Raw genomic sequence first — 22,089 nt, 5'->3', positions numbered from 1 at the left:
ATCTTGTTAAAGACTTGATAGACAAAGACGGCAACATTGTTCCCGCCACTGACATCATTGAGTCAATGCTTTTGGAAGAGTTTGAATCTATTGAGGTGTCAAAAGAACAGTATGAATATATGCAGGAGTTCTGTTCCGATGGCGAGTTACATTCATTGGACGAGATGCGAGAAGATATTGTAGTTATGTATGAGAAATTGAGTGCGCCAAGGCTTGCGTACATAGAGAAAATATACAAGAACTGCAATATGACCACACGTCTTTTGTCACGCCAACAGCGAATAAAAGCTTCTGTGGTGCCTTTTCTATCTAACAAGTTCATGTTGATGTACAATAATGACTATATGTATGCAGTAGAAAATGATATTGTCTACAAACACTATCACGATGGTCGTAAGAGCGTTGTTCTCTGTTTGAACAAAAACATAGAATCATTCACGTCCGATGCTAACTACATTGAAGATTGTGCATTCAGCAGATGTCGATATATGAAGTCGGTGAATCTTCCAAATGTTAAGGAAATAGGGGTAGATGCATTCATTGGATGCCTTAGTTTGAACGATGTTCATCTTTCAAATTGCCTTGAAGTTATAGGCAGTGGTGCATTTATGGGCTGCCATTTTCTTGACTATATAGAACTTCCGTCTTCTCTAAGAGAAATAGGTGATATGGCATTCTGTGATTGTATGAACCTTACACATATTATCAATGATTATGATGGAAATCTTGTTGCCGAAATGCGACTTCATCCCAATGTTTTGAAAATCGGAGAAAATGCATTCTTGGACACACCGCTTGAATATCTTTCGGATAATACTGAAGAAATTTCATCAGATGAATATTCTGATCTTGGTCTTGGATGGCCTATGGGAGTAAAATTATTAGACACAGACGAATAAAAAATTATCTTGCAATGTGGCTGATATATTTTATTGTTATGCCATTATACATTATGTACTTAATGGTCAAAATGTTTGTCTTTCTTTTTCAGATGTTATTTGGAGTCATTGTCTGGCTGTTTGACCGAGGGTGGAACGATTAAATGGAGGTGCGGTTTGCACCGCTCGCCTTCAGGTAGTTGTTTACTGCATCACGCATGGTGAACTGTCTCATACCTGTCTTTGCCCAGTAGATAAGGGCATCGGCAGCTGCTTTTCTTGTCTTGCTGTATTCGTTGTCTGTCATAATTCTGATGTTTTGAGTTTGCTAAAAAAGTTTGATACATATCCAAATGGTTATTTCAACCAAGATGATTGCCCAACTTACAAAAGCCAAGCCGAACATCCAGGCATAGGTGCGACCGTTGAAGTATGCACCCTCCTCGATATTTCGGATTCGTTTGAGTTCCTTCTGCTGGTGAGCGAACAGTTCTTTTATCCACTTCTCATGCTCGTCAAGGGCTTGCTTGAAGGCAGAAATGGCGGTGTTGTTCCGCTCGTCCAACTGGGCAAGTCCTTCATCATTGATGCCAACTTTGAGGTTACTTTGCTCAGCCTTGACTATGGCATGGCAGATGCCGTCAACGATGTTCTCCGTACTCCTGTGGGCAGCCATAAGTGCCACTTTCGTTGATTCCAACCTCCGATAGGCATTGTCCAGTTCCTCCTTTGCCTCATAGAGTGCTTTCTTGGCTGATTCAATCTCTTCCAGGGTCACTTTGATTTCTTCCTTGCCACTCTCGATGTTCTCGTCCTCCTGCATCTGATTGTATAGATTAAGCACATCCTGTGTGGCATCTTTTTTGTTTCTTCCCATACCGTTTTTGTTTGAAAAGTTATCGTCTCATGCCTCTCCTTATCGGCTTGCAGAGTGTGTTGGCTTGCATTGCGCAGCGTCTTGCCCAGTCACGGTCATCATCGTCCTTATCACGTCCCCAACCACTGCCAGGACTGCCACCGCCACCACATGACTCAGACATCGATGTGGCTGCATCAAGGTAGTTCATGAAGAGCAGCATAGCCACATTCAGAATGTCAGTGTGGCTTGCGGATCCATTCTCGGGAACTTCGATACAACTGTTCATCGTGTCGTAAGCCGTTCTCGGCATGACTATGCTGAAACGCTCACCATCGACTTCAATAATCTTTCTCAATCCGTCAGGCAGGTCAGGATTGGTAACATTGCTTGTGCGAGACTGACCACCTTGCGATGCCGTATTTCTGCTGTCCAATGTGGTAGCGTTTGAAACAGATGACGAAGGTCTTTGACTAACTGCAACAGGTGTTGGCTGAGGGTGCAGCTTGCGGAAGGTATTACCGATTTTCGATGCAGTGAGATTCCTTCCTACACCCAGTTCGGAAGCCTTGATGGACGTTTTACCGAACTTGAAGCGGTAGCCATGCACCCTGCCTTGACCATTCTTGTCACGGATAAGCTCGATGTCATATCCCTTTGCCCTCAACTGGTCGGCATATTCATCCCAATCAAAGAACGGCATTGAGCGCAGCACATCCGTACAGGCTTTGGTCACCTCCGCAATGCGCTCCTGACGAATATCCATGGCATCCTTCCAACCATGACGCTGATTGATGGCTTTCGCAGCCATCACGGCACGCTCACCGATGAACTTCACATCATTGAGATTACCGTCCATGTCGATGCGGTTCACCACCAGATGCAGGTGGGGAATGCCACTCTTGGAGTCACGGTGAAGGGCGGCAAAATATTGTGAGTTGGCTATGTTGGTCGGCTTGACCGAAGTAGCAGCCCTGCCCTTCTTCTTGCCGATGTGGTTCACCTTGGAGATACCATCCATCTCACGAATGAACTCGTCAAGGAATCTTCTCCAGTCCTCCATAGTCCAGTTACGTGCCTCCTCCTCAGATGGGGAAAGCTCAAAGCGGATGGACGTCAGTTCGATGGGCTTCTTGGCATACCTCTGCTTGAACATGGACTGATGCAGCACCATCTCGTCCCACATGCCCATTGGCGGCAGACCCTCGCTGAGACGGTTGGTCTTGACGATGTCCGCGCGGTTGTTTTTGGTTGCGTAATTGGTCATTGCCTGACCATGCTGAATTGCTGATGCTTTTGCTATCATAACATATCCAAGAATTTGTCTCTAATGCGGCTCAATTCCTCTATCAGGGTGCTGATGCCTTGAAGCCAACGTTCCATGAAGTCGGCTCTCTTGAAGAGTTTCAGTCTCTCGGCCTGTGGCAGGGCATGAAGCGCATTGCGCACATAAACCAGTTCAGACCTTGCTCCGATTAAGCCCTTCAAGGCTTCCTCCTGCTCTGCGGTCATGGGTAGGGATGGCTTGTGTCCGATGCCTAAGTCATGGAGATAAGTGCTCTTGCTCCTGCCTGACAGTCGGGCATTATGTACTATCAGGTTGTAGTGTTCTTCTGTGAAACGAACGTCTATGTGTCTGGTCTTCGGAGGTCTCTTCCTTGAGGTTTTCTCCATGTTGCTATTCTTGTCTTTTGTCATTGTAGATGGGGTTTATAAAGTTTATACTTGATATAACAGGACAGCCAATGTGAGCCTGCGAACATTCAAGAATGCCAGTAGGAAGCGGTGGGCGAAGCGAAACCGTCTGACACTGGTACTTCTTGTTTAGACCTCCGAAAAAACTACGGCTAATAGAGGTAGCGGCTCCTGGATAGCTTGCCTGTCTGGAACGCAATAATCGAAATAAGGGAACAGGAGAAATGACATCATGAGAGACTTGGGGTGATATGTGCGCTATGCCTCTCTGTGTTATCCTCGCATCGTCCTTCATGAGGCGGTGGCTGCAATAGGTTCCCCTCGTCATCATAGACAGGAGGCGACAGCAGCTCAACGGCTGGTGTCCCTTCTCCTTGATTGTTGTCATCTTCTGACGGCTGTCCAACCTCAAAATCAAAATGGTCATCACCTTCCTTTTCCCTTTGTTTGAAGTCTTGTGGTATCGGAGAAGGATCTGAAAGTCCGTCCCCGATAACATGAGAATCAACGAAAGGGGAAGAGGTATTATAAGAGGCAGGAACATGGGGCTGCAGAATGTCAGTAGTGACAGGATTGACGCTGCTGTCTTTCTGCTGACCTATGCCATTGGAGAGATTGCCTCCCGAAGAGCAAGCGGTATCGGATGGGACATTGGACACCGATTCCTCTTGGGTGGCGGAAGTCACGGCTTGACGGTTGTAGAAGGGATTCTTGATGGCTTCCTTAATGCCGTCAACGTACCAGAAGGCGATGCATAGTATCGTATGTATGGAGGTGCGGTTGTTCCTCTCGGTTGAGAGAATACCCACCTGATTGAACAGTTCCACCACCTTTGCCGCAGTCTTGCGGTCACACTTCCAAAGGGCAGACAGCTCAACGGTTGAGATGGCAAACTGCCCGATGGAGAGAGAAGCGGAGAAGCCTGTCTTATGATAAACACTTGGCTTGGTGGAAGCCATTGATACAAAAGTGCCGAAGGCGGTCATGCGGTGGAAGCCCTGCCTGTCATCCTTTAAGAAATCGAGCTGCTCCTTGGTCAGCAGGATTCCGTATTTTATGCTTTGGTTACTCATCTTGCAAAACTGGTTATAAGTGAAACGGATTACTCAGCAAAGAAAGAATGAATAGTTTCTCTTTCCCCTTTCGTAAAAATTAGATTACATGATTCTCTTATCCGTCATGTCATTCTTCCCCATTAGGAATTTTCTCATCCTTGTCCCTCTTCATGGAGGCAGGTTTGTTCTTCTTACTTTTCTGCAACATTGCCAGATGAGCCTCGAAGTCTGCCTGTTCCTCCGGGGTCGATTCGTAAGGCTTGTCCCATGAGCCACCTGCCTCAATCCATTTTATCAGCTGGTCTTTGAAGAAGTAGAGCGTGTTGCCTCTCTTGTAGAAGGGAATGCGTCTTTCTGATGTGTAAGCATAGAGCGAAGATACCTTCTTTCGGACGAAGGCACTTGCCTCTCTGATGTCCATAAGAACATGGTCATTCTCGCACGGAGCATTGCATATTCTCTGACCTATGTCATCAAGACGAGTCATCATCGTATTGACCTTGGTCAGAAGTTCGCCAACTGCACTGGGCAGCTGGTCGAACGATAACGATTTGTTTTCTTCCATTTGTTATCCTGATTATGTTATTCACTTATGTCTGATTACCCTCTCCCTTGGTTGGCATCTTGAGAGAGATACGTTCTGCTGCATCACGTTTGAGCTCATCCACCACATCGGCATACACCTGAGTAGTGGCAAGGTTGCTATGGGTAAGAAGCTTGCTCACGGTGTAGATGTCCGTTCCCTCTGCCAACTGCAAGGTGGCAAAGGTATGCCGGAAGCAGTGGAAGGTGATGTGTTTCTCGATGCCGGAAGCCTTTATCCACGGTTTGAGATACAATGCCACTGTACTGTTCGTGAGATTTTTGAACACCTGTCCAGTTGCTCGCTCGCCACAGAGCTGCAGAGCCTCTTCGCTGATAGGCAGGATTGCAGCGGTGGAAGTCTTCTTGGTGATAATGTCCATTCCCCAGCCGCCATCAGCCAACTTGACGATATTCTCCCACTGGAGTCTGATGCAGTCAGAGAGGCGAAGACCTGTGAGGCAGGAGAAGAGACCTGCACGGCGAAGGACATCACTCTTGCAAGGAGTCTGAGACAACTGCAACAACTCTTCCTTGGTGAGGAACTGCCGCTTGTTGCCATGAGCCTTGGCACGCACAAGTTTCTTGGCGATATTCTCTTTGAGCAGTCCGTCCTCGTATGCGATGGCAAGGATGCACTTCAACTTGGTAAGGTTGTTGTTGGCTGTTGTTCCCATCATGTGCTTGCCGTTGTGCATACAGGCATCCGACAACAGGTAGTCGAGAAATCCCTGGCAGTACGGAACAGTAAGGTCGCAGAAACGGCACTCGCCATGCGTGTAGTTGTGGAAGTGCATGTAGGCGGTTGCCCAGTTCTGGCTGCTGCCACGCTCAATCATGAGGTTCTTGAAGTATTCCAAGAAGCTCTCCTTGCCCTTGTTGCGGTCGAGGAAGCCATACTCCTCATTGATGATGGACTCAGTCCTGCGGCACTTGATGATTTCCGCTTTCTGAATCATACTCTTGTTGTACTCCTGCTGAAAGCGTTCAACAGGGTTGGTGTAGATGTAAAGACCGAGGTACTCCCTGCGTGAGAGCTTGCCTGTCTTCGGGTTGCGGATTGGAGGATAGAAATCCAGATAGAGGGAAGTCTGTCCGTTCTTGATAGGTCGTTTCCGCACGGTGACCTTTGTACAAATGTTTGTCATATTGTTGTTCTTTTATTATTCTTACCGATGTGTATCTGTGGATGCGAATAGCCATGGTCGCAACGCTTTAACTCTCAAATCCGATGCAAAGTTAGATTGCCGTGAAAAGAGAAAAGCAAAGATGGCTTCAAATACTGTCTGAATTTAACCTGAATTTGCTTTTGAGTATGATTTTACGCTAAAAATCGGACTTTAAACAGGTATAGGAAGTGCATTTTGTCTTATATCCGTTTCTCTGCGTTGTGAGTTTATTTCGACCGTCAATGATGGCAGTTTCAGACCATTTACAACGGTATGGGTCGTATATGAGTTTGTTTCTCACTTCCGCTTAGCCTTGGTCGAAGTACTGTTTTTCTCAGCCTTCTTGCGTGCAGCCTCCCAGTCTGCTTTCAGATAATAGTTGGCTCTTCCACCTTTGAACTTCCGGATTCTCACTCCATGGGTTTCTGCAAATCTGCGTACCTGAGTCTTACCCAATCCGTAGAGTTTCATGATGTCGAAGCAGGTGTACCAGTCATCTGAAATATTCTTTCCCTGGTCTTCATTGTAAAGTCCAATGACCCTCTCTACATCTTCTTTTTTGAAGCAGGTCGTTCCCCATGCGTGGACTGATTGTAGTTGGTAGCGATTGCGGACTTCATAGAATCTGCCGTACTTAATATCAAAGGTGCTCAACACCTCTGCCATCGTATAATGGGTGTCGTGGGTTACTCCGTCAGGTGCTCTTTCCCCAGCCTTGGGAGTCTTGCGACACTTTGCCAACTTGTTGACTGCCCCTGTCTCGGCATCTTTCAACCTTTGTGCATTCTTGGAAGTTGTCCCTTCTAACGATAGGGAAGAAGGGAGTACTACCTGATAACCTTGTTCCTTGGCTATTTCAAGAAGGTCTTGCAAATAGATCCTTGTCATGCGCGTACCTAAATTTACGGCTCTGAGCCTGCCTTGACGAATAAGACTGCGTACTGTCTTGACGCTGATGCTTACTGCCTGTGCTGTTTCCTCTACTGACATCAGCACGATCGGAATGCGAGTTGTTGTATTCATTTTTACCGTTATTTTTTGAATTTTACAGTGACTCATGGGTGATGGTCCTTGACGGAAACTTTTAAGAGGAAACAAGGGGAAATAAGAGGAAATAAGAACCCTCATTAAGAACCGTGTGTCCCTCTGCCCATGGTACAACTGTGGTACAAAATTACTATAAACGGATGAAACTCGCAATAGGTGGTTGGAGCGTTATGTTAATGAATGTGTATTGAAAATGAGCATTTTATGACGCTTCTCTAAGTTTTGTTTGGAGTTCTTTTCGATGCGTTTTAGTCCATAAAGACATGCATGTGGAACGACTTGCCGCTGCCCGAAGGACCCAAACAAAAAAAGTTCGAGTTGTCGGTCAGCTTCTCCTTTCCCTCCTTTCCTGTGATGTCGATGGCTACGGGCACACCTTGGCGGTCGGTATAGTATATCTTCAGCGGGGTGTCCTCATTATGCACGATGCGCTCCTTGTACATCAGACAGGTGGCGGCATCGCCGAGGGTGAGGAATCGGTCGTAGTCGGCATTCATGCCATAGCAGTTGCCGGGGAAAGAGTTGACGAACAGCTCCAACTGGTTGTAGGCCCGCTTGCTGATGTGGATGCCCATGCGCGAGAAGGAGTTTTCGAGATGGTTGGTGCATTTCTGTATGTCGGTGTCGCCGCTCACTGCCACCACGAGGTTGTAGTGGGTATAGACGAGCTGCTTGCTCTCACGGGCTATCACCTCCTGCACACGCTTGATGTCCTCTACAGCCATCAGGTTGCTGGGGTTGGGCATGGAGGCATGGCGGTTTTTCTTCTTGTCGAGTAGGGCAAGCTCACGCTTCTGGTTGGGCACGAACACCATCTGGTTGAACACCACGCAGTCGGCTCCGGGCACGCTATCGACGATGCTCACGAGATCAACGGGCATACTGGTGTTGTTCACCTCGATATTTGCGTAGGGACGGATGACCGACGGCAAGTTGGCATAATCCACATCCACAAGGCTATACACCTTGCAGCTACGGTCCCCCATGCCGATGGTCTCGTCATCGACCTTGAAGTTGGTCATCGACACCACCTTGTCACGGAAGTTCATGGAGAAGAAACGGTCCACATACTCGCAGGCTTCCGTTTTGCCGAGGAATCGGGACTTCACGCCGGCATCCCTCAGCTGGTCGTGCACCTTGCGTATCTTCACCAAGAAGTCACGCCATTTCTTGTTGTCGAACGACATCAGACGGCTCTTCTTGTTCTCCTGTGTGATGGTGAGGTAGCAGACGCTGTCGGTAAAGGGTCTGCCGTTGAAATAGCGGAAGTAACTCTCGCTCAGGAACTCATGATTTCCACCGTTCTCTTCCTTGAATGCCTTCCTCACAAACACGTCCTGCTTGTGCAGCGCATAGCCTTCGCCCAAGGTCTGGGCAAGGGCGGCGAAGAGGTGGGTGAACTCATAGTAGGCCTCGATGTTGGCGGAATACTTCTGCACAGGGTTCTCCATCTTCAGAACAGCGGAGTATTCGCCCGTCTTGGTATAGAGCACGCCGATGCCATCCACTTCCTCGATGGAGAAGTAGATGTCCTGGAAGATGCGCTTGCGCTTCCCTCCCGTGCCGAATGCCTTGACACTGATGGCCATGCCCACGCAGATGGCTGAGAATATGAGTATGATGTATAGGGTCATTGTTCTTTTTCTTTTTTAATCGCAAAAAGGCGGGCGCACCCTCATGCGTGATGCCCCCACCTCCATTCACTTACAATCATTGATAGCTTTCCACTTGGACATAATGGATTCTCTTTTTTGTTTTACACTTTCTTTGAATAGGCATAGATGAATATGCCGTTGTCACTCTTCTTGCTGTGCAAGCCCTTGCGCTGCTTCATGACGATGAGAACGCCACCGACAGCTACGGCGAGGACTAGCAGCACGAGTCCTGCCACGAAACCGAAGATGCAGTAGCCGAGGATGAAACCCGCAACGGCTCCTCCTGCGGTGGCTGCCGCCCAGTAGATGTAGCGTCCCTGCAACCCGAAGAACTCCAATGGACGTTGCAGTCCCTTGAAAATGGGATAATCCGGAAAACGCTCTTGCTTTGTATCTGCCATAACTGTCAGTGTTTTAACGTTCTACATACTCACAATCTCACGCTGCGTTTAACCTCCAATGCCGAAGAACAGAGGCAGTGCCTGGGCTGCTGCAATGAGGAAAATACATGCGCCGACGACCATCATGATCTTCTTTTTCAGAATCTGCTTCCGAATTGTAAAGTGCTGAATATCAACACTCCCAAAAAGCAAAAAGTACCAAAAGAAACAAACTGGAAACAAAAATTTCAAAAACCCCAAAATGAAAACATCTGCTTAACATATCTTAACACGGAAATGAACGGAAATTTTCATTTTCTATCATTTTGTGCTGCGTTCCTGAAGGTGCAAAATCAGGTATTGTGAACCTTATTGTCGTTTCAGCAATCAGGTTGAAAAAATGGCTTTAGTTGGAAAAATGTGCACGAAAAGTGGGCTTTTCAGGTGGCATTTTATAGTATTTTCTGCGAAAATACAGTTGTATGTTTAACTTTCTACGTATAAGTCTCTTTAGTCTCACGGAATTTTATTAACTTTGCACCAAAGTTTATTTTAATTGCAATTTTATGGTCACTTATTTTGATGCATGTGAGATTCTTGAAATGCTGTCTGAAGCATCTGTAAAGGTGTTTCTGGACGGCGGTTGGGGTGTCGATGCACTTATAGGCAGAGAAACAAGAATACATAACGACATCGATCTGTTCGTAGAGAAGAAAGACTATGGTAAGGCCATATCCGTGATTACCTGGAAGGGATACAGAGAAGTTGTAATGGACTATACGACCGATAGCCATACTGTCTGGAAAGATGACAACGGAAGAATAATCGATCTGCATTGTTTCGAATATGTCGAAGATGGAATTCTATATGACGGATACACTTTCCCAAGCGAAACTTTCTCAGGTAAAGGAAATATCGGGAATATTGAGGTAACATGCATAAACCCGGAGGCACAGGTACAGTTCCATCTTGGATATGAATACGATGAAAATGATGTCCACGACGTCCTGTTATTATGCAGAACTTTCAATCTTGAGATACCGGAGCAATATAAAACTCACATCTGATTCAATATGCTATGATTACTGATAGTTATGATATTGAAACTGAACCAATGATCAATCTGTTTGATTTCTACGGCAGACGTGGAGATTTTGCAGATATATGCCTGATAATATTCTCGAAGGAGATTCATCGGCATTTACTTGATTCCTACGAATCTGAAATTATTGCAACTATGCCGGCTTGCAATGGCGATACGCATATCTATAAAACAACTTATAAAGGAGTTACGATAACTTTCTACCTGTCAGGAATAGGTTCAGCAGTAGCATCCTCTCAATGTCATCTTGCAAGCTGGCTAACTGGAGCATCAAAGTTCATTATGTTCGGTTCCTGTGGCAGTCTTGACCGTACAACCACACAAGGTAGATTTATCATACCGACACAAAGTTACAGAGGGGACGGGTGTTCATATTATTTTGCAGCACCATCCGACTATATTGATATAGCCGCAAGCAAGGAACTTTCCATAATTTTCGACAAATTATCTGTACCATATATTACAGGTAAAATATGGACGACAGATTCGATGATCAGAGAAACAAAAGGACTTGTACGCAAACGTATGGAAGAAGGGTGCATCGCTGTAGAAATGGAATTGGCTGGAGTTCAATCTGTGTGCGACTTCTACAATTTGAAGTTGTATGCTTTTTTTGAAACAGGTGACATTTTGGATACAAATGGATATGAAGCCAAAGGCTTGAACAATGCCAACCATAGTTTAAACAAACTTTATATTGCTTTAGAAACGGCAACCTACATCTGAAGTATATCAGAATTGTAAATTCCCATTTAGCGGACTATATAAAAAGTATTCCATAACCATCTATACGTGGTTTACGGAATGCTTACTTTATAACAATTAGGTTTACACTCGTTTATTTTGACGGTGCAAAGTTACTCATGCTATCTGGCTCCCACAACGGGCAATAGTGCACATTTTCAAGAAAATGACGTTTTCAAGAAAAAAAATATCCCTACAAACTTAGACTATGCCAAGTTTCGTAGGGATTTTGGAGGGTATAAACATTAGATTACTTCGTCCAGTGGTAGTGACTGTCGAGCATCAGGAAGATAGCCAAGCCGAAAATAACGAGTCCAAGGACAAAGAAGAACCAGAAGAAATACTGCACATAGTGTCCGAGGTAGGTTCCGTCGTACTCCTTGTACCTTTCCTGAACCCTTCTACGTTCTTCATAAAACATTTGATTGACCTCACGGATATGCTTCTGCATCTGAGTGGTCATCCATTCATGTTGTTTGTCGAACATGTCCTGAATCTTCTTCCAGTCAACATCATCGACTCTGACTGAAACCTTCAACTTGGTTGGGGCATCCTTCAGAACATTGTCAATGTGGGTATTGATGGTGTCAACCTTACCACTGATAGTGTCAACGGCATTGCCAAGAGCAGTCTGAGCTGAATTGTACTTACGGATGGCAGACTCCAGTTGAAGAGTTGCATTGATCCAAGTGTTGGTCGCTTTGTCAATGTTCTCACTCAACTGCCTGAGTTCAGGCGCACGACTGACAACAGCATCCTCGGCATCATGCTCTTCAATCTCTTCCTGGACTTCGTTCATCATGTCATCGAAGTCAGGCTTCTGCTCGTCATCTTCGATGAGTTCTTCTACATGTTTTGTTCTTCTCATTGATATGTAGGATTTGTCTAACGGTGGAATGAACGTCTTTTCTGCGGTGGCTTGCACATGGCATGAGCCATCTGGAGGCAACGGCGAGCCCGCTCACGCTCGTCTTCGTCATCATCCTTACCCCAACCAGAGGAAGGAGCAGAACCACCACCGCCACAAGATTCGGACACGGTTGTTGCTGCATCAATCATATCAAGGAAGAGAAGCATACCTACATGAGAAATGTCCTCTCTTGATGCAGTCATATCAGAATCAGGAACCTGAACCTCATTGAGGAAGATGTCCTTGACCGTGTTCGGAATATAGATTCTCTTCATTTCACCGCTAACATTGACATTGAAGGCAGTCTTGGTAGCAACTGGCAATGGCTTAGAATTGGACTGGGTAGGTTTCGTTGTCTGAGCAACATGGCGAGCAGGGCGAGCCGGTGAAACGGAAGGTGAAGCAGGTCGCATCTTGACCTGAGTAGGCTTAGGATGCATCTTCTTCCATGTGGCTTCAAGCTGTGATACCATGAACTTTCGACCGATGGCAGAAACCTTGAACACTGAGGCATTCTTGCCGATGGTGTAGCCCACAAGTTTGCAGTTAGTAGTGTCATACCTTGGATTGACCTCATAGCCTCTCATGCGAAGCATATCAAAGTAACGGTCAATGTCGAAACTATCCATCTTCTGAAGGGTATATTCGCAAAACTCCGCTATATCTTGTTGGCGCATTTCACGAACCTCCTGAGGTTGCTCCCAACCATGCCTTGCGTTGATAATTTCCGCAGCCCTTATTGCTCTGATGTGAACATCGTGAACATCGTTGGTCTTGCCGTCATTATCCACACGGCAACAGTCAAGATGCAGGTGAAGGGTTCCAGACTTGGAATCCCGATGCAAGGCAGCAACACTCATAGAATTGCGGAAATTGGTCTTGACCTTCTCCTTAAAGCCTTTGGGTAAAAGTCCGACTGAATCCAAAGCTTCCAATCCTTCATCAGCGAGGTTTGCCCAGTCATCCAAGGTATAGTTCTCTGACTCTTCCTTGGATGGGGAGAGTACAAACGTGGTCATGAAGCGTTCCAACTTTCGCCCAACAGTCCTGTCCTGTTGATGCAACTGGCAGTGATGCTTCATCCGATACCAGATTTCGGTGGCATCGAGATAGTCAGGCATGTGGTTCACCTTGACCACGGTTGCATCCTCCTTCTCCATTGCGTACCTTGCGGCATTGCCGCCATAGGCTACTGGTCTTGCGAGTATAATCATTCGTCTTCTTGAACTTTGGTCAGTACAGGAGAAGTAAGGTTGTCTTCAATGCTATACCAGTGTTTGATGAGTCGTTCAACGGCTTCAATCCACCACTTCATGAACTTTGGAGATCTGAACATCTTCTGCTTTTCCTCGGGTGAAGCATCGTGCAACTTACTGCGGACTTTTATCAAGTCGGTACGTGCCTCAGTCAGAGAGTTCAGGGCTTTGCTTTCCTCTGGAGTGAGTCGCTGACGTGGGTGATGCTTCTTGCCAGTCTCAACGAGATACTTGCCTATGCTCATACCACATTCCTTAGCGAGTTTTTTCAGTTCCTTCCAGTCCTTATCGGTACAGCGGAAGGAATGCACCCTTGTGGGTGTCTTCTTGATAATCTTCTTTTTCTTAGCCATATCTTTGAATATGATTAAAGGGATGAATATAAATCAGTAAAAAAGAAGGACATAGGTCTGCGAGCCTGCGAGTAGCCCGAGAAACTTTTAGGACTGCATAAATTTGGTCACAAATAATGTAGTACAAAAGGATTTCTCGAAAAGTACCTCTTAAAAATCGGTCCTTTTACCTGCTAAGTTCCCGTCAGGGCTTAGAAAGTCGTTTCGGCTTGCCGTGTTGTCCTGTATCGGTAAACGTCCTTTGGGATGGTTTGGCGGTGCAGGTCGCATTCCTGAGTCCTCAGACGGCTATTTGTTGCCGTTCTGGTTGTAGTAGCCGTTAGGCTTCTGATAGCCGTTGAAAGGCGGTCTTTGATTGCCGTTAGGCTGTTGTGGCTGCTGTCCTCCTTGCTGAGAAGGTATCTGCTCATGCTGCTTCCCTTCATTCTGCTTGCCATCGGCTTCACCTTGGGGAGAAGGGCTGTCAGCAGACTGCGGGGAATTGTTTTCAGGAGGTGATGGTGACTTGTTGCCATCTGCTCCAGACTTACCCACATTGCCACTATCATTAGATTGTGGTGATTGGTGCGACACATTGCCAGTTGTCTGAGGATTGTTGCCCTCGGCAGAGTCATTGGATTTGTCATCGGCAGAAGCAGAACCTTCCTTGTCCTTCTTCTTGTCATCAGGATCCTCAGTGATGATGACCTTGGAGGCAGGAACTTCCGCATGGATGATTGCCGTACTGTCGTTATTGCGCTTTAAGGCAAAGGCATTCGACACGAACTTGGCATCAACATACCAGCCTGAGAGACAATGAAGGGTGTAGATGCGGTTATCTTCCACTTCCTGAGAAGAGAAAATGCCCACAGCCTCCATAGCATCCAACAGCTTTGGAACCGTCTTGCGGTCTTTGTCCCAGAGTTTGGCAAGTTGGGTATTGTCAACCATAACTTGACCTGCCAAGATTTCTACTTGCTTGGTCTTGCTGATTTGCACAAGTTTTGGAACTGGCTCGGCAAGATCCACAAGCGACATGAAGCATTCCATACGGTCAATCTTGTACTTCTTGCTTCGAAGATGCTTCAACTGCTCTTCAGAGAAAGTGAAGCAACGATGTAATTTTTTATCGTCCATAGTCTATGATATTATTGAAATGTAACCGAATAAAGGGAAAAGGAATATGCCATCAAAAAGAAGAGAATCACTGGATAAGTTCAACCAGGGATTTCTTCATGTCATCATCAATGACTCGGTATCGGGCAAAAGCAACGCTGCCTTTGGCATGACCAGACATAGAAGCAACCAAATCAGGGTCTTTGACCATGCGGTAAAGATTACCGATAAAAGTCCTTCGTGCAAGATGAGAGGTAGCCACATCTGAGATTGGCTTCTTCTCTTCAAGCCGTGTCTTAGGGTTAATCACAGTGACAACACGATTTACCTTGGCACGCTTCAAGATTCTACGGATAGCATCGTTGAACTTGAAGTTATAATGCTTGGGGAAGATTGGTTCATCATCACCATGGTCATGGCCATCAAGGATAGCCATAGCCTTGGGGATAAGAGGAACCCTTACAACGTCACCTAACTTGCCCTTGGTCTTGATGGGGATATATTCCAGAACACCGTCAATAATGTTCTTGGGGGTGAAGGTCACAAGATCACTATGACGGCATCCGACCATACACTGAAACACGAACATATCACGATACTCAGCAAGTTCTGCATCATCCGTTAGGTCTGCATCCAGAACTTGGTCACGCTCCTGAATGGTCAGGAAATATGGAGTGCCATAGAGTGCCTTGGGCATGTCATAGCCAAAGAAGGGGTCATTGTTTGTGACTCCCTGCTTTCGTACCCAGTTGCAGACGGTACGCATCAAGGTCATGTTAGTGACGATGGTATTCATAGATATGTCATAGTCAGAAGACAGGAAATCCGCAAACACACGAAGATCATCGGCAGTCATGCTGTCAATGTTCATCGGGTGTTTGTGTTCATCCTCAAAACGAGTAACCTTGTCAATCAGGCATCGGGTGTTGCACTCCTGATGCTTGCCGAAATGCTTGTTCTGAAGGTACCTCTCTGCCCAGATGACAAAGGATTTGCTTACCGCCATGCCACTGCCCATGCAATAGGCATTGGGGTGGTGATAGGCAAATATCAGTCGTCTTAGCCAGTCGGAGTTTGCTCCGATATAGTATTCCCTGGTTATGATACCTGTAATCTCCTTGACCTGTGAGTCAAAGAGGTTTCTGGTATCGTCATCCACAAGATTGACACGGCTCTTGTAGCCCTGTCGTTCTTGGCTCCAGTGATTGGGATTGATCTGAAGTTCGCTTGCGCACTTGACATCAAGCCCTTTGTCACGGACACGGAAGTACACCGAAGCACGGCTGTCAAGGTCGTTCTTCGATGTATCTTTCTGACGTATGTAAGCGGTAACTCTCATTGATATGTCTATGATATGACAAAAGGGAAAGAAGAAACTATCTGCGGAAATGCAGGTGACGATGCTCGGGATAGTCCGAAGCAATGTCCTTCAGCTGCTGTTCAAGTCGCTCGTTCTGGTATGGAGTGAGCGCATGGATAGCCTTGATGCAGACACTCTGCACAAGCAGGGTTCGTCTGCCGATAGTGTTTTCTTGGTCAATGCCCTTGTTGGCATGTGAAATCTCGCACAGTTCATTGAAGGCATCCTTCATACTGTGATAGCCTGTGCCATCCTTGGCATAGGTAACGGCAAGGCTGGCTACCTGAGCCAGTTTGTCGTTGTACTGCTGTTGATTGAAATCCTGATTCATAATACTCATTGATTAGTGGTTGGCAAGTTCATTCAGCTTCTGGGCTGCTGCCTCCTTGGTCTCAGCCTCAGACATGCTGCGGTTCTGACGCATCCACTTCAGAAGTTCAGCCTTCTCAAAGTAGATGAGTTTGCCGTTTGGACGGAAGAAAGGAAGCTCATGACGATGGGTCATCTTGTAGAGACTGCTCTTTGATATACCCATGAAAAGGGCTGCTTCTTCAAGTGTCAATACCTCCTTGGCTGCGCTGAGAGTGTTCTCCAGAACCTCGATGCGATGCTCAAATGACTCTACCTTCAAAAGAAGAGTCTCGTTGTCAATAGTCTTATTCATAATCTTGATATTTAGTTGTTTACGTTATCCTGAATGCTTGGTTTTGAGATAGCAAGCCCCTAAGGGTAGCGGAAACCACTACCTTGAATCAGGGCACTGCTTTTGATGAAATGAAACTGGTTGTTATCCTGAATCGGCTCGTTAGCCGTTATTCGTTATCCTGTATATCTATGACCTTGCGAGGGTGCGTGTTGGTCGCTGCCGTTCGCTTGGTTCGTGGAATCTTCTTGTTCTCGGTGTGTGGCTTGCGACTCCTGAATACCGTCTTGGTATTGGAGATAGCCTTGACCTTTTCCTCAGTCAGCACGTCTGCATAGACTGCGGTTGATTTGAGCGACTTGTGACCCATGAGTTTCTTGGTGGTCTCGATGTCACCAGTAGCCGCTTGGATCAATGTGCCAAAGGTATGTCGGGAGGTATGGAAGGAGATTGTCTTCGTGATACCTACCTTCTTGGCTATTCGTTTGAGAGCTGCATCCACATTGGCATGGGCAGGAAGGTGGAAAACCTTGTCATCCTTCTTGGGTGGCATCCATGCTTCTGCGGTTGAGCAGATTGGGACGGCATTGAGTTCCTTGGTCTTCTTCTGGACGATTACAAGTGTGTTCGTTACCTCGTTCCTCATGATGTTTGACCATCGCAAAGCCCTTATGTCGCTGATGCGTAGTCCTGTAAGGCAAGCGAAGCCAAATGCCAACTGGGTTTCCCTGACTCCGTTAGTCTCTTCGGATGCCATGAAGAGTTTGAGTTCATCGGGTGTAAGGTACAGCTTGTGACCAGACTTTGGCTTGGAGATTGTGTCTTCCTTCTCCAACTGATAGAAGGGGTTTGCCTTCAACTTGCCAGTCTTGACTGCCTTGTTGAATACTGCGACAATGCGTTGCTGCATGTTCCGCAAACTGGCATTACTCAACGGCTTTGCCTTGACTCTCACATACTTCTGAGGTACATAGTCATTCTTCAGCCAAAGAAAGAATGCCTTGAACCATGTCTTATCGAACTTCATCAGAGTGATGTGCGGTCTGCGTTTGGCTTTCAGAAACTCCTTCATGCGTTCTTGAAGGTATTGAGTCTGCTCGACAGTCCTCTTGGAATATTCGGGATTGCCGTCCATCCACTCCATGTAAGTCTGGATCCAGTCAATGACTTCGGGTGAGTCATCGTTGGGAATGTCGGGTACAACCATCAAGTGACCTTTCTCGGGAATGGTCTCGGGATGAAGGACGCGCTCGGCACGAATCTCCTGCGCACGTTTCAAGGTAGCCTCGTTGCGTTCCTTTGTCTCTTGGTTAATCTCAGGGATTAGGTAGAGGGAAAGGAACTCAAACTTGCGCTTGCCATTCTCATAGATGTCAAGATACAGGCTCTTGTTGTCGTTTTCAAGGTCTTTTTGTCGAAGTGTGATGGTCATATCAATGATTGTTATAATTGGTTATACCACTGGGGTGAAACACCACCCTGGTTTATCAAAGGGGGTGATTTCAAGTCACCTCCCTTAACTCTTTGAAGGGGGGGGGTACTTTCAAAGTACATCCTTTACTTGAACATTCCATCAATGAGGTTGATGGCTTCCTCCTTCTTCTTATCTACGATTTTCGCATAGATTTCAGTGGTCTGAATGTTGGTGTGACCCATCAACTTGCTTGTGGTGAACAGGTCTGCGCCAAGTGTCAGCATCATTGTGCCGAAGGTGTGACGTGAACAGTGGAAACTGATGTGCTTCTCTACACCTGCTGCCTCTGCCCATTTGCGAAGGGCTCTGCCTATGACGGTCTGAGTAGTTGGTATATCAAAGAAGGGAGTTGTTATTCCCTTTGGTTTTGGTAACCAACGCTTTGCCTCTTCAGAGAGTGGGATGATGACAGGCTTCTCCGTCTTCTGCATTTCCATGTCAATATACTCGCCCTTGCCGTCAGGAGTCTTGAAAATGTGAATCGGTGCAAGTTTGTACATATCACTGAGTCGCAATCCAGTGAAACAAGCAAAGATGAAGGCTTGCTTGACCTCTGGGCGGTAACTGTCGGTTGCCATGAGGGCTTTAAGTTCCTCAATGGTAAGGTATTCCTTCTTGCCATCCTTTGGCTGAATGCGCTCCTTGGCATCCAGTTCCTTCATTGGATTGTTTCGGATAATACCTTGACGGACAGCATTGTTGAGAGTAGTCGAGAACATGCCGAGGTAACGGCTTGCCGTGTTCTGGCTGATAGGTCTTGGCTCAATGTACTTGCAGTGTGAGTTTGGGAAGGTGCGAAGGAACTTCACATACCCACGGCAGAAATCAGCATTGACCTCTTCAAGGGTGATGAAGGTCTGATTGGACTCTTCAAGATATTTCTCCACGGTGTGAAGCATTTCAACACGACAATGGAGGGTTGACTTCTTGGTGCTGACTCCACCTTCACAATACTTCTTGATCCATCCTGTCAAGAGTTGTGAACCCTGCTTGACGGTTTCCCAGTCTTGCACTCCGTGACCATGGAGAGCCTTGATGCGCTCTGCCTTGATACGTTCTGCGAGTGCCATCGTTTCCTTGTTCTGCTCCTTGCAGAGTGGATTGACCTCAGGAATGATATAGAGTTTCAGATACTCATACTTTCTGACTCCCTTCCAGTAGATGTCAAGATAGATACTCTTGTTGCCATCTGCGAGAGGTTTGAGACGAATCTTAATCGGCTCCTTCAGTTTGACTTGTTTCTTTGGTCTTGCCATGCTTGTTTATATTTTATTTTGGTAATTTACTCCCGAAAGAAGGGAAAATGAATTTTGCAGAGGGTCTGCGAGGGTTGGGCTTTTCGGATGCTGATATATCGTTTCTGCATCGTGATTATGCCTTTGAAAGCATGTGCAAAGATATGAAAATCAAGCCATATATGAGAAACAAATCAGAAACAAAAATCATTTTATTATATCTTTTTAAGAGTCGGTTGAGCAAGAATCGGAAAAATCAAAAAATCGCTTATTCGCTTGATACTAAGCACTTTATTTGTCACTTCCTTTCTTATCCTTTCCAACCAATTTTGGAGGACTAAGATATTTTTCACGTCCTGTTCCTCGTTGTTCATGGCGATGTAAACGCTTATGGCTCCGACAATTGCAACGACACCTGCAATGGCATAGCAGAGCTTCACCACGATAGGTACATACTTGGCAATCTCCTCCGTCACTGTGGTAAGCGCGGTCGTTCCTGCCGAGTAGTCGCCGGCTGCGTTCTGTGCCATTGCTGCGGTGGTGCCGACAAGCAACATCAGGGCGAGCGTTTTCATGCGCTGTGAAGAGAAGAATCCCTTCACCTTCTTGTTAATCCTTTCAAACATTCTTTTTACCTTTTAATTTGTTACACTTTGAGTTATCTTATCTCGTATCACCTGTATCTCAAATCTGATAACCGAAGAAAGCGGGGAAGACGATGGTCGCTCCTATGAGGAACAGGCAGGCTCCCACCAGCATCATGATGTTCTTCTTCACTCCTTCTTCGCCCGTATTCATCTTTATATATATCTGCAAGGCGCTGACTATGACCACGATGCCCGCCACTGCATAGCACAGATAAACGATATAGAGCATCATCGTCACGGCATAGTCATGGGCACTCGCAAGTGCGTCCGCTCCCCAGCTGTAGTCCACGTTGCCACACTTAGCACTGGCCAGAGCTGGGGTTAAAGCGGCATATAATGATAGAAATGCACTTCTTGTTTTTGACATCATATCTCATTATTGAGTGATTCCACCTTGACCATGTCACGTCCATTGTGACGAAGACCGCGGGCGATGATGGTGTTGTTCAATTCTTCCGAATACATGGGGTCGGAATAGGTGGTATTCACTTCCTCCATCTTCTTCTCGATTGCGCTTTGTATCTTTTCAAGCACATGAGGCTTGCTCTCTTCCGCAGTGGCGGCTGCCTCCTCTGTAGGCTCTGCAAGCTGCTTCTCCTCGTAGGCTGTCTCATATTGGTTGTCGCCTACGCTGAAACCACCGTCGCTCTCGCTGACCGCTATCGACTCTTCCTCGTCGGTCATGTCACTGACATCAAACGACTCGCCCTGTGACTTCTCGTCCTTGGGCTTTCCGTACAGATCCTGCACGATGATGACCGTATAGTAGATGACATAGATTATGGTCACGACAATGGCGAATATTACAAATGACTTCATATTTTCAAGTTTGATTTTACTATGGTTTGGCTTATTGCCGATGCAAAGGAACTACCTTTTCTTCAATCTTAAACCGAAATGACTTTCCGCGGAGCCAAATCTTAACTCTAATTTTGATTACACTCGCAATCATACTCAAAAATCAAACTCGAAAGGCACAAAAAAAGCCCTTCCGATAGGGAAGAGCTTGTAAAGAGGGTGGATGAAAAAAATGTGGATGGCTATATGGTCAGGTACTTGCCATGGGAGAAGTCCTGATGTTCGTTAGAGAAAACATAGCCCAACTGGTTGGACAAGCATTGGGTGTTGCCTATCCTGGCATCGATGTTGGTGTGCGAATGTCCGTATATCCAATAGTCTATGCCGCTATCGGTGATATAGTCCTCCAACTCTACGGTGAACGCCACGTTTGCCTTGCTGCCTTGAAACTTTGGGTGGAGCATACGGAACGATGGTACATGATGGGTGACAACAATCTTATGGGCTGCTTGCGAATATGCCACTGCATCCTTGATAAAGGTGAGGCAACGTTCATGCTCAGCATTGAATTGGGCATGGGTCATCAGCTCACCTTTATATAATATACGGCGGAAGTCGCTTATCACTTGCTCGGTGAAGTAAGCGTCCTCCAAAGGAATCCTCGACCAAAGGGTGGAGAGGATGATGTCGGTGTCGCCAATCCTCGCAATACCGTTGTAGTGGCTGAATACATTGGGACGTACCTCCAAGAGATAGCCGTCGGGCAGTGTCGCCACATCATAATATTTGTAGAACTCATGGTTGCCCATGCAGCAATGCACCTCCTTGTAGTTCTCCGATGCCCAGTCCCAAAAGGGATGCTTGGAGTAGTTGTCATCGCCGAGATAGCCGATGTCGCCGGCAAGCAGCAGTATGTCGCCCGTCACCTCCAAGGGGTGGGCTTTCAGATACCGCCAATTGTCGGCAAACTCCAGATGCAGGTCGGATGCGTATTGTATCTTCATATTGGTCATGCTTCTATAAACAATTAGGGTGTCCAGTTTGTCGTACTAAAAACGCACTGGATTAGCCCTGTTTGAAATGTTAATTTAAAGCTCTGATATTTAACGTTTTAGTAATAGAATTAGTTCTTTGAAAATTTGTGTATCTCATTGA

At 46.3% G+C, this 22,089-nt stretch carries 25 protein-coding genes and 2 pseudogenes; 3 read left to right on the top strand and 24 right to left on the bottom strand.

The annotated features are described in order from the left end of the window. Nucleotides 1–14: 14 nt before the first annotated feature. Nucleotides 15–899 carry a leucine-rich repeat domain-containing protein gene (locus CIK94_RS04685; RefSeq protein WP_158216513.1) on the top strand — a complete coding sequence of 295 codons (885 nt, stop codon included), beginning with the start codon at nt 15–17 and terminating at the stop codon, nt 897–899. Nucleotides 900–1,038: 139 nt separating this feature from the next. On the opposite strand, the gene CIK94_RS14350 is transcribed toward CIK94_RS04685, so the two are convergent. The 11 genes and pseudogenes from CIK94_RS14350 to CIK94_RS04635 form a co-directional block, all read right to left on the bottom strand. After that, nucleotides 1,039–1,185, bottom strand: a complete 147-nt coding sequence (locus CIK94_RS14350; protein ID WP_158216512.1) for a hypothetical protein — start codon at nt 1,183–1,185, stop codon at nt 1,039–1,041. A 21-nt stretch (nt 1,186–1,206) separates the two neighbouring features. After that, on the bottom strand, nt 1,207–1,755 hold the full coding sequence (locus tag CIK94_RS04680) for a hypothetical protein (protein ID WP_094421581.1): 549 nt from the start codon (nt 1,753–1,755) through the stop codon (nt 1,207–1,209). A 19-nt stretch (nt 1,756–1,774) separates the two neighbouring features. Further along, nucleotides 1,775–3,001, bottom strand: coding sequence for a relaxase/mobilization nuclease domain-containing protein (locus tag CIK94_RS04675; protein WP_254046137.1), 1,227 nt, complete (start codon nt 2,999–3,001; stop codon nt 1,775–1,777). 35 nt (nt 3,002–3,036) lie between these two features. After that, nucleotides 3,037–3,432, bottom strand: a complete 396-nt coding sequence (locus CIK94_RS04670; RefSeq protein ID WP_094421577.1) for a hypothetical protein — start codon at nt 3,430–3,432, stop codon at nt 3,037–3,039. 227 nt (nt 3,433–3,659) lie between these two features. Beyond that, on the bottom strand, nt 3,660–4,502 hold the full coding sequence (locus CIK94_RS04665; RefSeq protein ID WP_094421575.1) for a hypothetical protein: 843 nt from the start codon (nt 4,500–4,502) through the stop codon (nt 3,660–3,662). A 109-nt stretch (nt 4,503–4,611) separates the two neighbouring features. Next, nucleotides 4,612–5,049, bottom strand: coding sequence for a helix-turn-helix domain-containing protein (locus CIK94_RS04660; protein ID WP_094421573.1), 438 nt, complete (start codon nt 5,047–5,049; stop codon nt 4,612–4,614). Between the two features lie 25 nt (nt 5,050–5,074). Continuing rightward, nucleotides 5,075–6,214, bottom strand: a complete 1,140-nt coding sequence (locus CIK94_RS04655) for a site-specific integrase (protein ID WP_094421571.1) — start codon at nt 6,212–6,214, stop codon at nt 5,075–5,077. Between the two features lie 318 nt (nt 6,215–6,532). Continuing rightward, nucleotides 6,533–7,258, bottom strand: a complete 726-nt coding sequence (locus tag CIK94_RS04650; RefSeq protein WP_254046136.1) for a helix-turn-helix domain-containing protein — start codon at nt 7,256–7,258, stop codon at nt 6,533–6,535. A 287-nt stretch (nt 7,259–7,545) separates the two neighbouring features. Beyond that, nucleotides 7,546–8,916 (bottom strand): annotated as a pseudogene (locus CIK94_RS04645) (conjugal transfer protein TraG); the annotation flags it as partial. A gap of 122 nt (nt 8,917–9,038) precedes the next feature. Then, nucleotides 9,039–9,338 (bottom strand): DUF4133 domain-containing protein, encoded by a 300-nt coding sequence (locus CIK94_RS04640; protein WP_005816074.1) that lies wholly within the window; start codon nt 9,336–9,338, stop codon nt 9,039–9,041. Between the two features lie 48 nt (nt 9,339–9,386). Further along, nucleotides 9,387–9,488: pseudogene (locus CIK94_RS04635) on the bottom strand (DUF4134 family protein); the annotation flags it as partial. 395 nt (nt 9,489–9,883) lie between these two features. Here CIK94_RS04635 and CIK94_RS04630 point away from each other — a divergent pair. Together CIK94_RS04630 and CIK94_RS04625 are read left to right on the top strand one after the other, a co-directional pair. After that, nucleotides 9,884–10,384, top strand: a complete 501-nt coding sequence (locus CIK94_RS04630) for a nucleotidyltransferase domain-containing protein (RefSeq protein WP_006743465.1) — start codon at nt 9,884–9,886, stop codon at nt 10,382–10,384. Nucleotides 10,385–10,395: 11 nt separating this feature from the next. Further along, entirely contained in the window at nt 10,396–11,145 is a 750-nt protein-coding gene (locus CIK94_RS04625; protein ID WP_006743466.1) for a nucleoside phosphorylase, read from the top strand. Between the two features lie 268 nt (nt 11,146–11,413). Here CIK94_RS04625 and CIK94_RS04620 read toward each other — a convergent pair whose 3' ends face one another. From CIK94_RS04620 to CIK94_RS04555, 13 genes are all read right to left on the bottom strand, one after another. After that, nucleotides 11,414–12,031, bottom strand: coding sequence for a hypothetical protein (locus CIK94_RS04620; protein WP_005812828.1), 618 nt, complete (start codon nt 12,029–12,031; stop codon nt 11,414–11,416). 17 nt (nt 12,032–12,048) lie between these two features. Continuing rightward, entirely contained in the window at nt 12,049–13,233 is a 1,185-nt protein-coding gene (locus CIK94_RS04615) for a hypothetical protein (protein WP_254046135.1), read from the bottom strand. Between the two features lie 50 nt (nt 13,234–13,283). After that, the gene (locus tag CIK94_RS04610) at nt 13,284–13,682 is read right to left on the bottom strand and encodes a hypothetical protein (RefSeq protein WP_005812832.1); all 399 of its coding nucleotides are present in this window, start codon (nt 13,680–13,682) and stop codon (nt 13,284–13,286) included. 288 nt (nt 13,683–13,970) lie between these two features. Beyond that, on the bottom strand, nt 13,971–14,798 hold the full coding sequence (locus CIK94_RS04605) for a hypothetical protein (protein WP_005812835.1): 828 nt from the start codon (nt 14,796–14,798) through the stop codon (nt 13,971–13,973). Between the two features lie 67 nt (nt 14,799–14,865). After that, nucleotides 14,866–16,116, bottom strand: a complete 1,251-nt coding sequence (locus CIK94_RS04600; protein ID WP_006743468.1) for a site-specific integrase — start codon at nt 16,114–16,116, stop codon at nt 14,866–14,868. 37 nt (nt 16,117–16,153) lie between these two features. Further along, nucleotides 16,154–16,468, bottom strand: a complete 315-nt coding sequence (locus CIK94_RS04595; RefSeq protein ID WP_006743469.1) for a hypothetical protein — start codon at nt 16,466–16,468, stop codon at nt 16,154–16,156. A gap of 12 nt (nt 16,469–16,480) precedes the next feature. Then, nucleotides 16,481–16,801: a helix-turn-helix domain-containing protein gene (locus tag CIK94_RS04590; protein WP_006743470.1), complete on the bottom strand. Its 321-nt coding sequence runs from the start codon at nt 16,799–16,801 to the stop codon at nt 16,481–16,483. Between the two features lie 148 nt (nt 16,802–16,949). Continuing rightward, the gene (locus tag CIK94_RS04585; RefSeq protein ID WP_006743471.1) at nt 16,950–18,212 is read right to left on the bottom strand and encodes a site-specific integrase; all 1,263 of its coding nucleotides are present in this window, start codon (nt 18,210–18,212) and stop codon (nt 16,950–16,952) included. 125 nt (nt 18,213–18,337) lie between these two features. Continuing rightward, a complete protein-coding gene (locus CIK94_RS04580) occupies nt 18,338–19,510 on the bottom strand; it encodes a tyrosine-type recombinase/integrase (RefSeq protein ID WP_006743472.1) in 1,173 nt (390 codons plus the stop codon). 194 nt (nt 19,511–19,704) lie between these two features. Beyond that, nucleotides 19,705–20,115, bottom strand: coding sequence for a DUF4134 family protein (locus CIK94_RS04570; protein WP_074909339.1), 411 nt, complete (start codon nt 20,113–20,115; stop codon nt 19,705–19,707). Between the two features lie 58 nt (nt 20,116–20,173). Further along, nucleotides 20,174–20,506: a DUF4134 domain-containing protein gene (locus tag CIK94_RS04565; RefSeq protein ID WP_005812854.1), complete on the bottom strand. Its 333-nt coding sequence runs from the start codon at nt 20,504–20,506 to the stop codon at nt 20,174–20,176. Next, nucleotides 20,503–20,955 carry a hypothetical protein gene (locus CIK94_RS04560; protein ID WP_005812857.1) on the bottom strand — a complete coding sequence of 151 codons (453 nt, stop codon included), beginning with the start codon at nt 20,953–20,955 and terminating at the stop codon, nt 20,503–20,505. Before CIK94_RS04560 ends, CIK94_RS04565 begins: the two co-directional genes overlap by 4 nt. Nucleotides 20,956–21,176: 221 nt before the next feature. After that, nucleotides 21,177–21,947: a metallophosphoesterase gene (locus CIK94_RS04555; RefSeq protein ID WP_007837351.1), complete on the bottom strand. Its 771-nt coding sequence runs from the start codon at nt 21,945–21,947 to the stop codon at nt 21,177–21,179. Nucleotides 21,948–22,089: the final 142 nt, after the last annotated feature.

Origin of the sequence: Prevotella sp. P4-51 (assembly GCF_002251455.1) — a bacterium.
GTDB lineage: Bacteria > Bacteroidota > Bacteroidia > Bacteroidales > Bacteroidaceae > Prevotella.
Note: the sequence above shows the minus strand (reverse complement) of the source record. Positions and strands in the feature narration are given on the sequence as shown.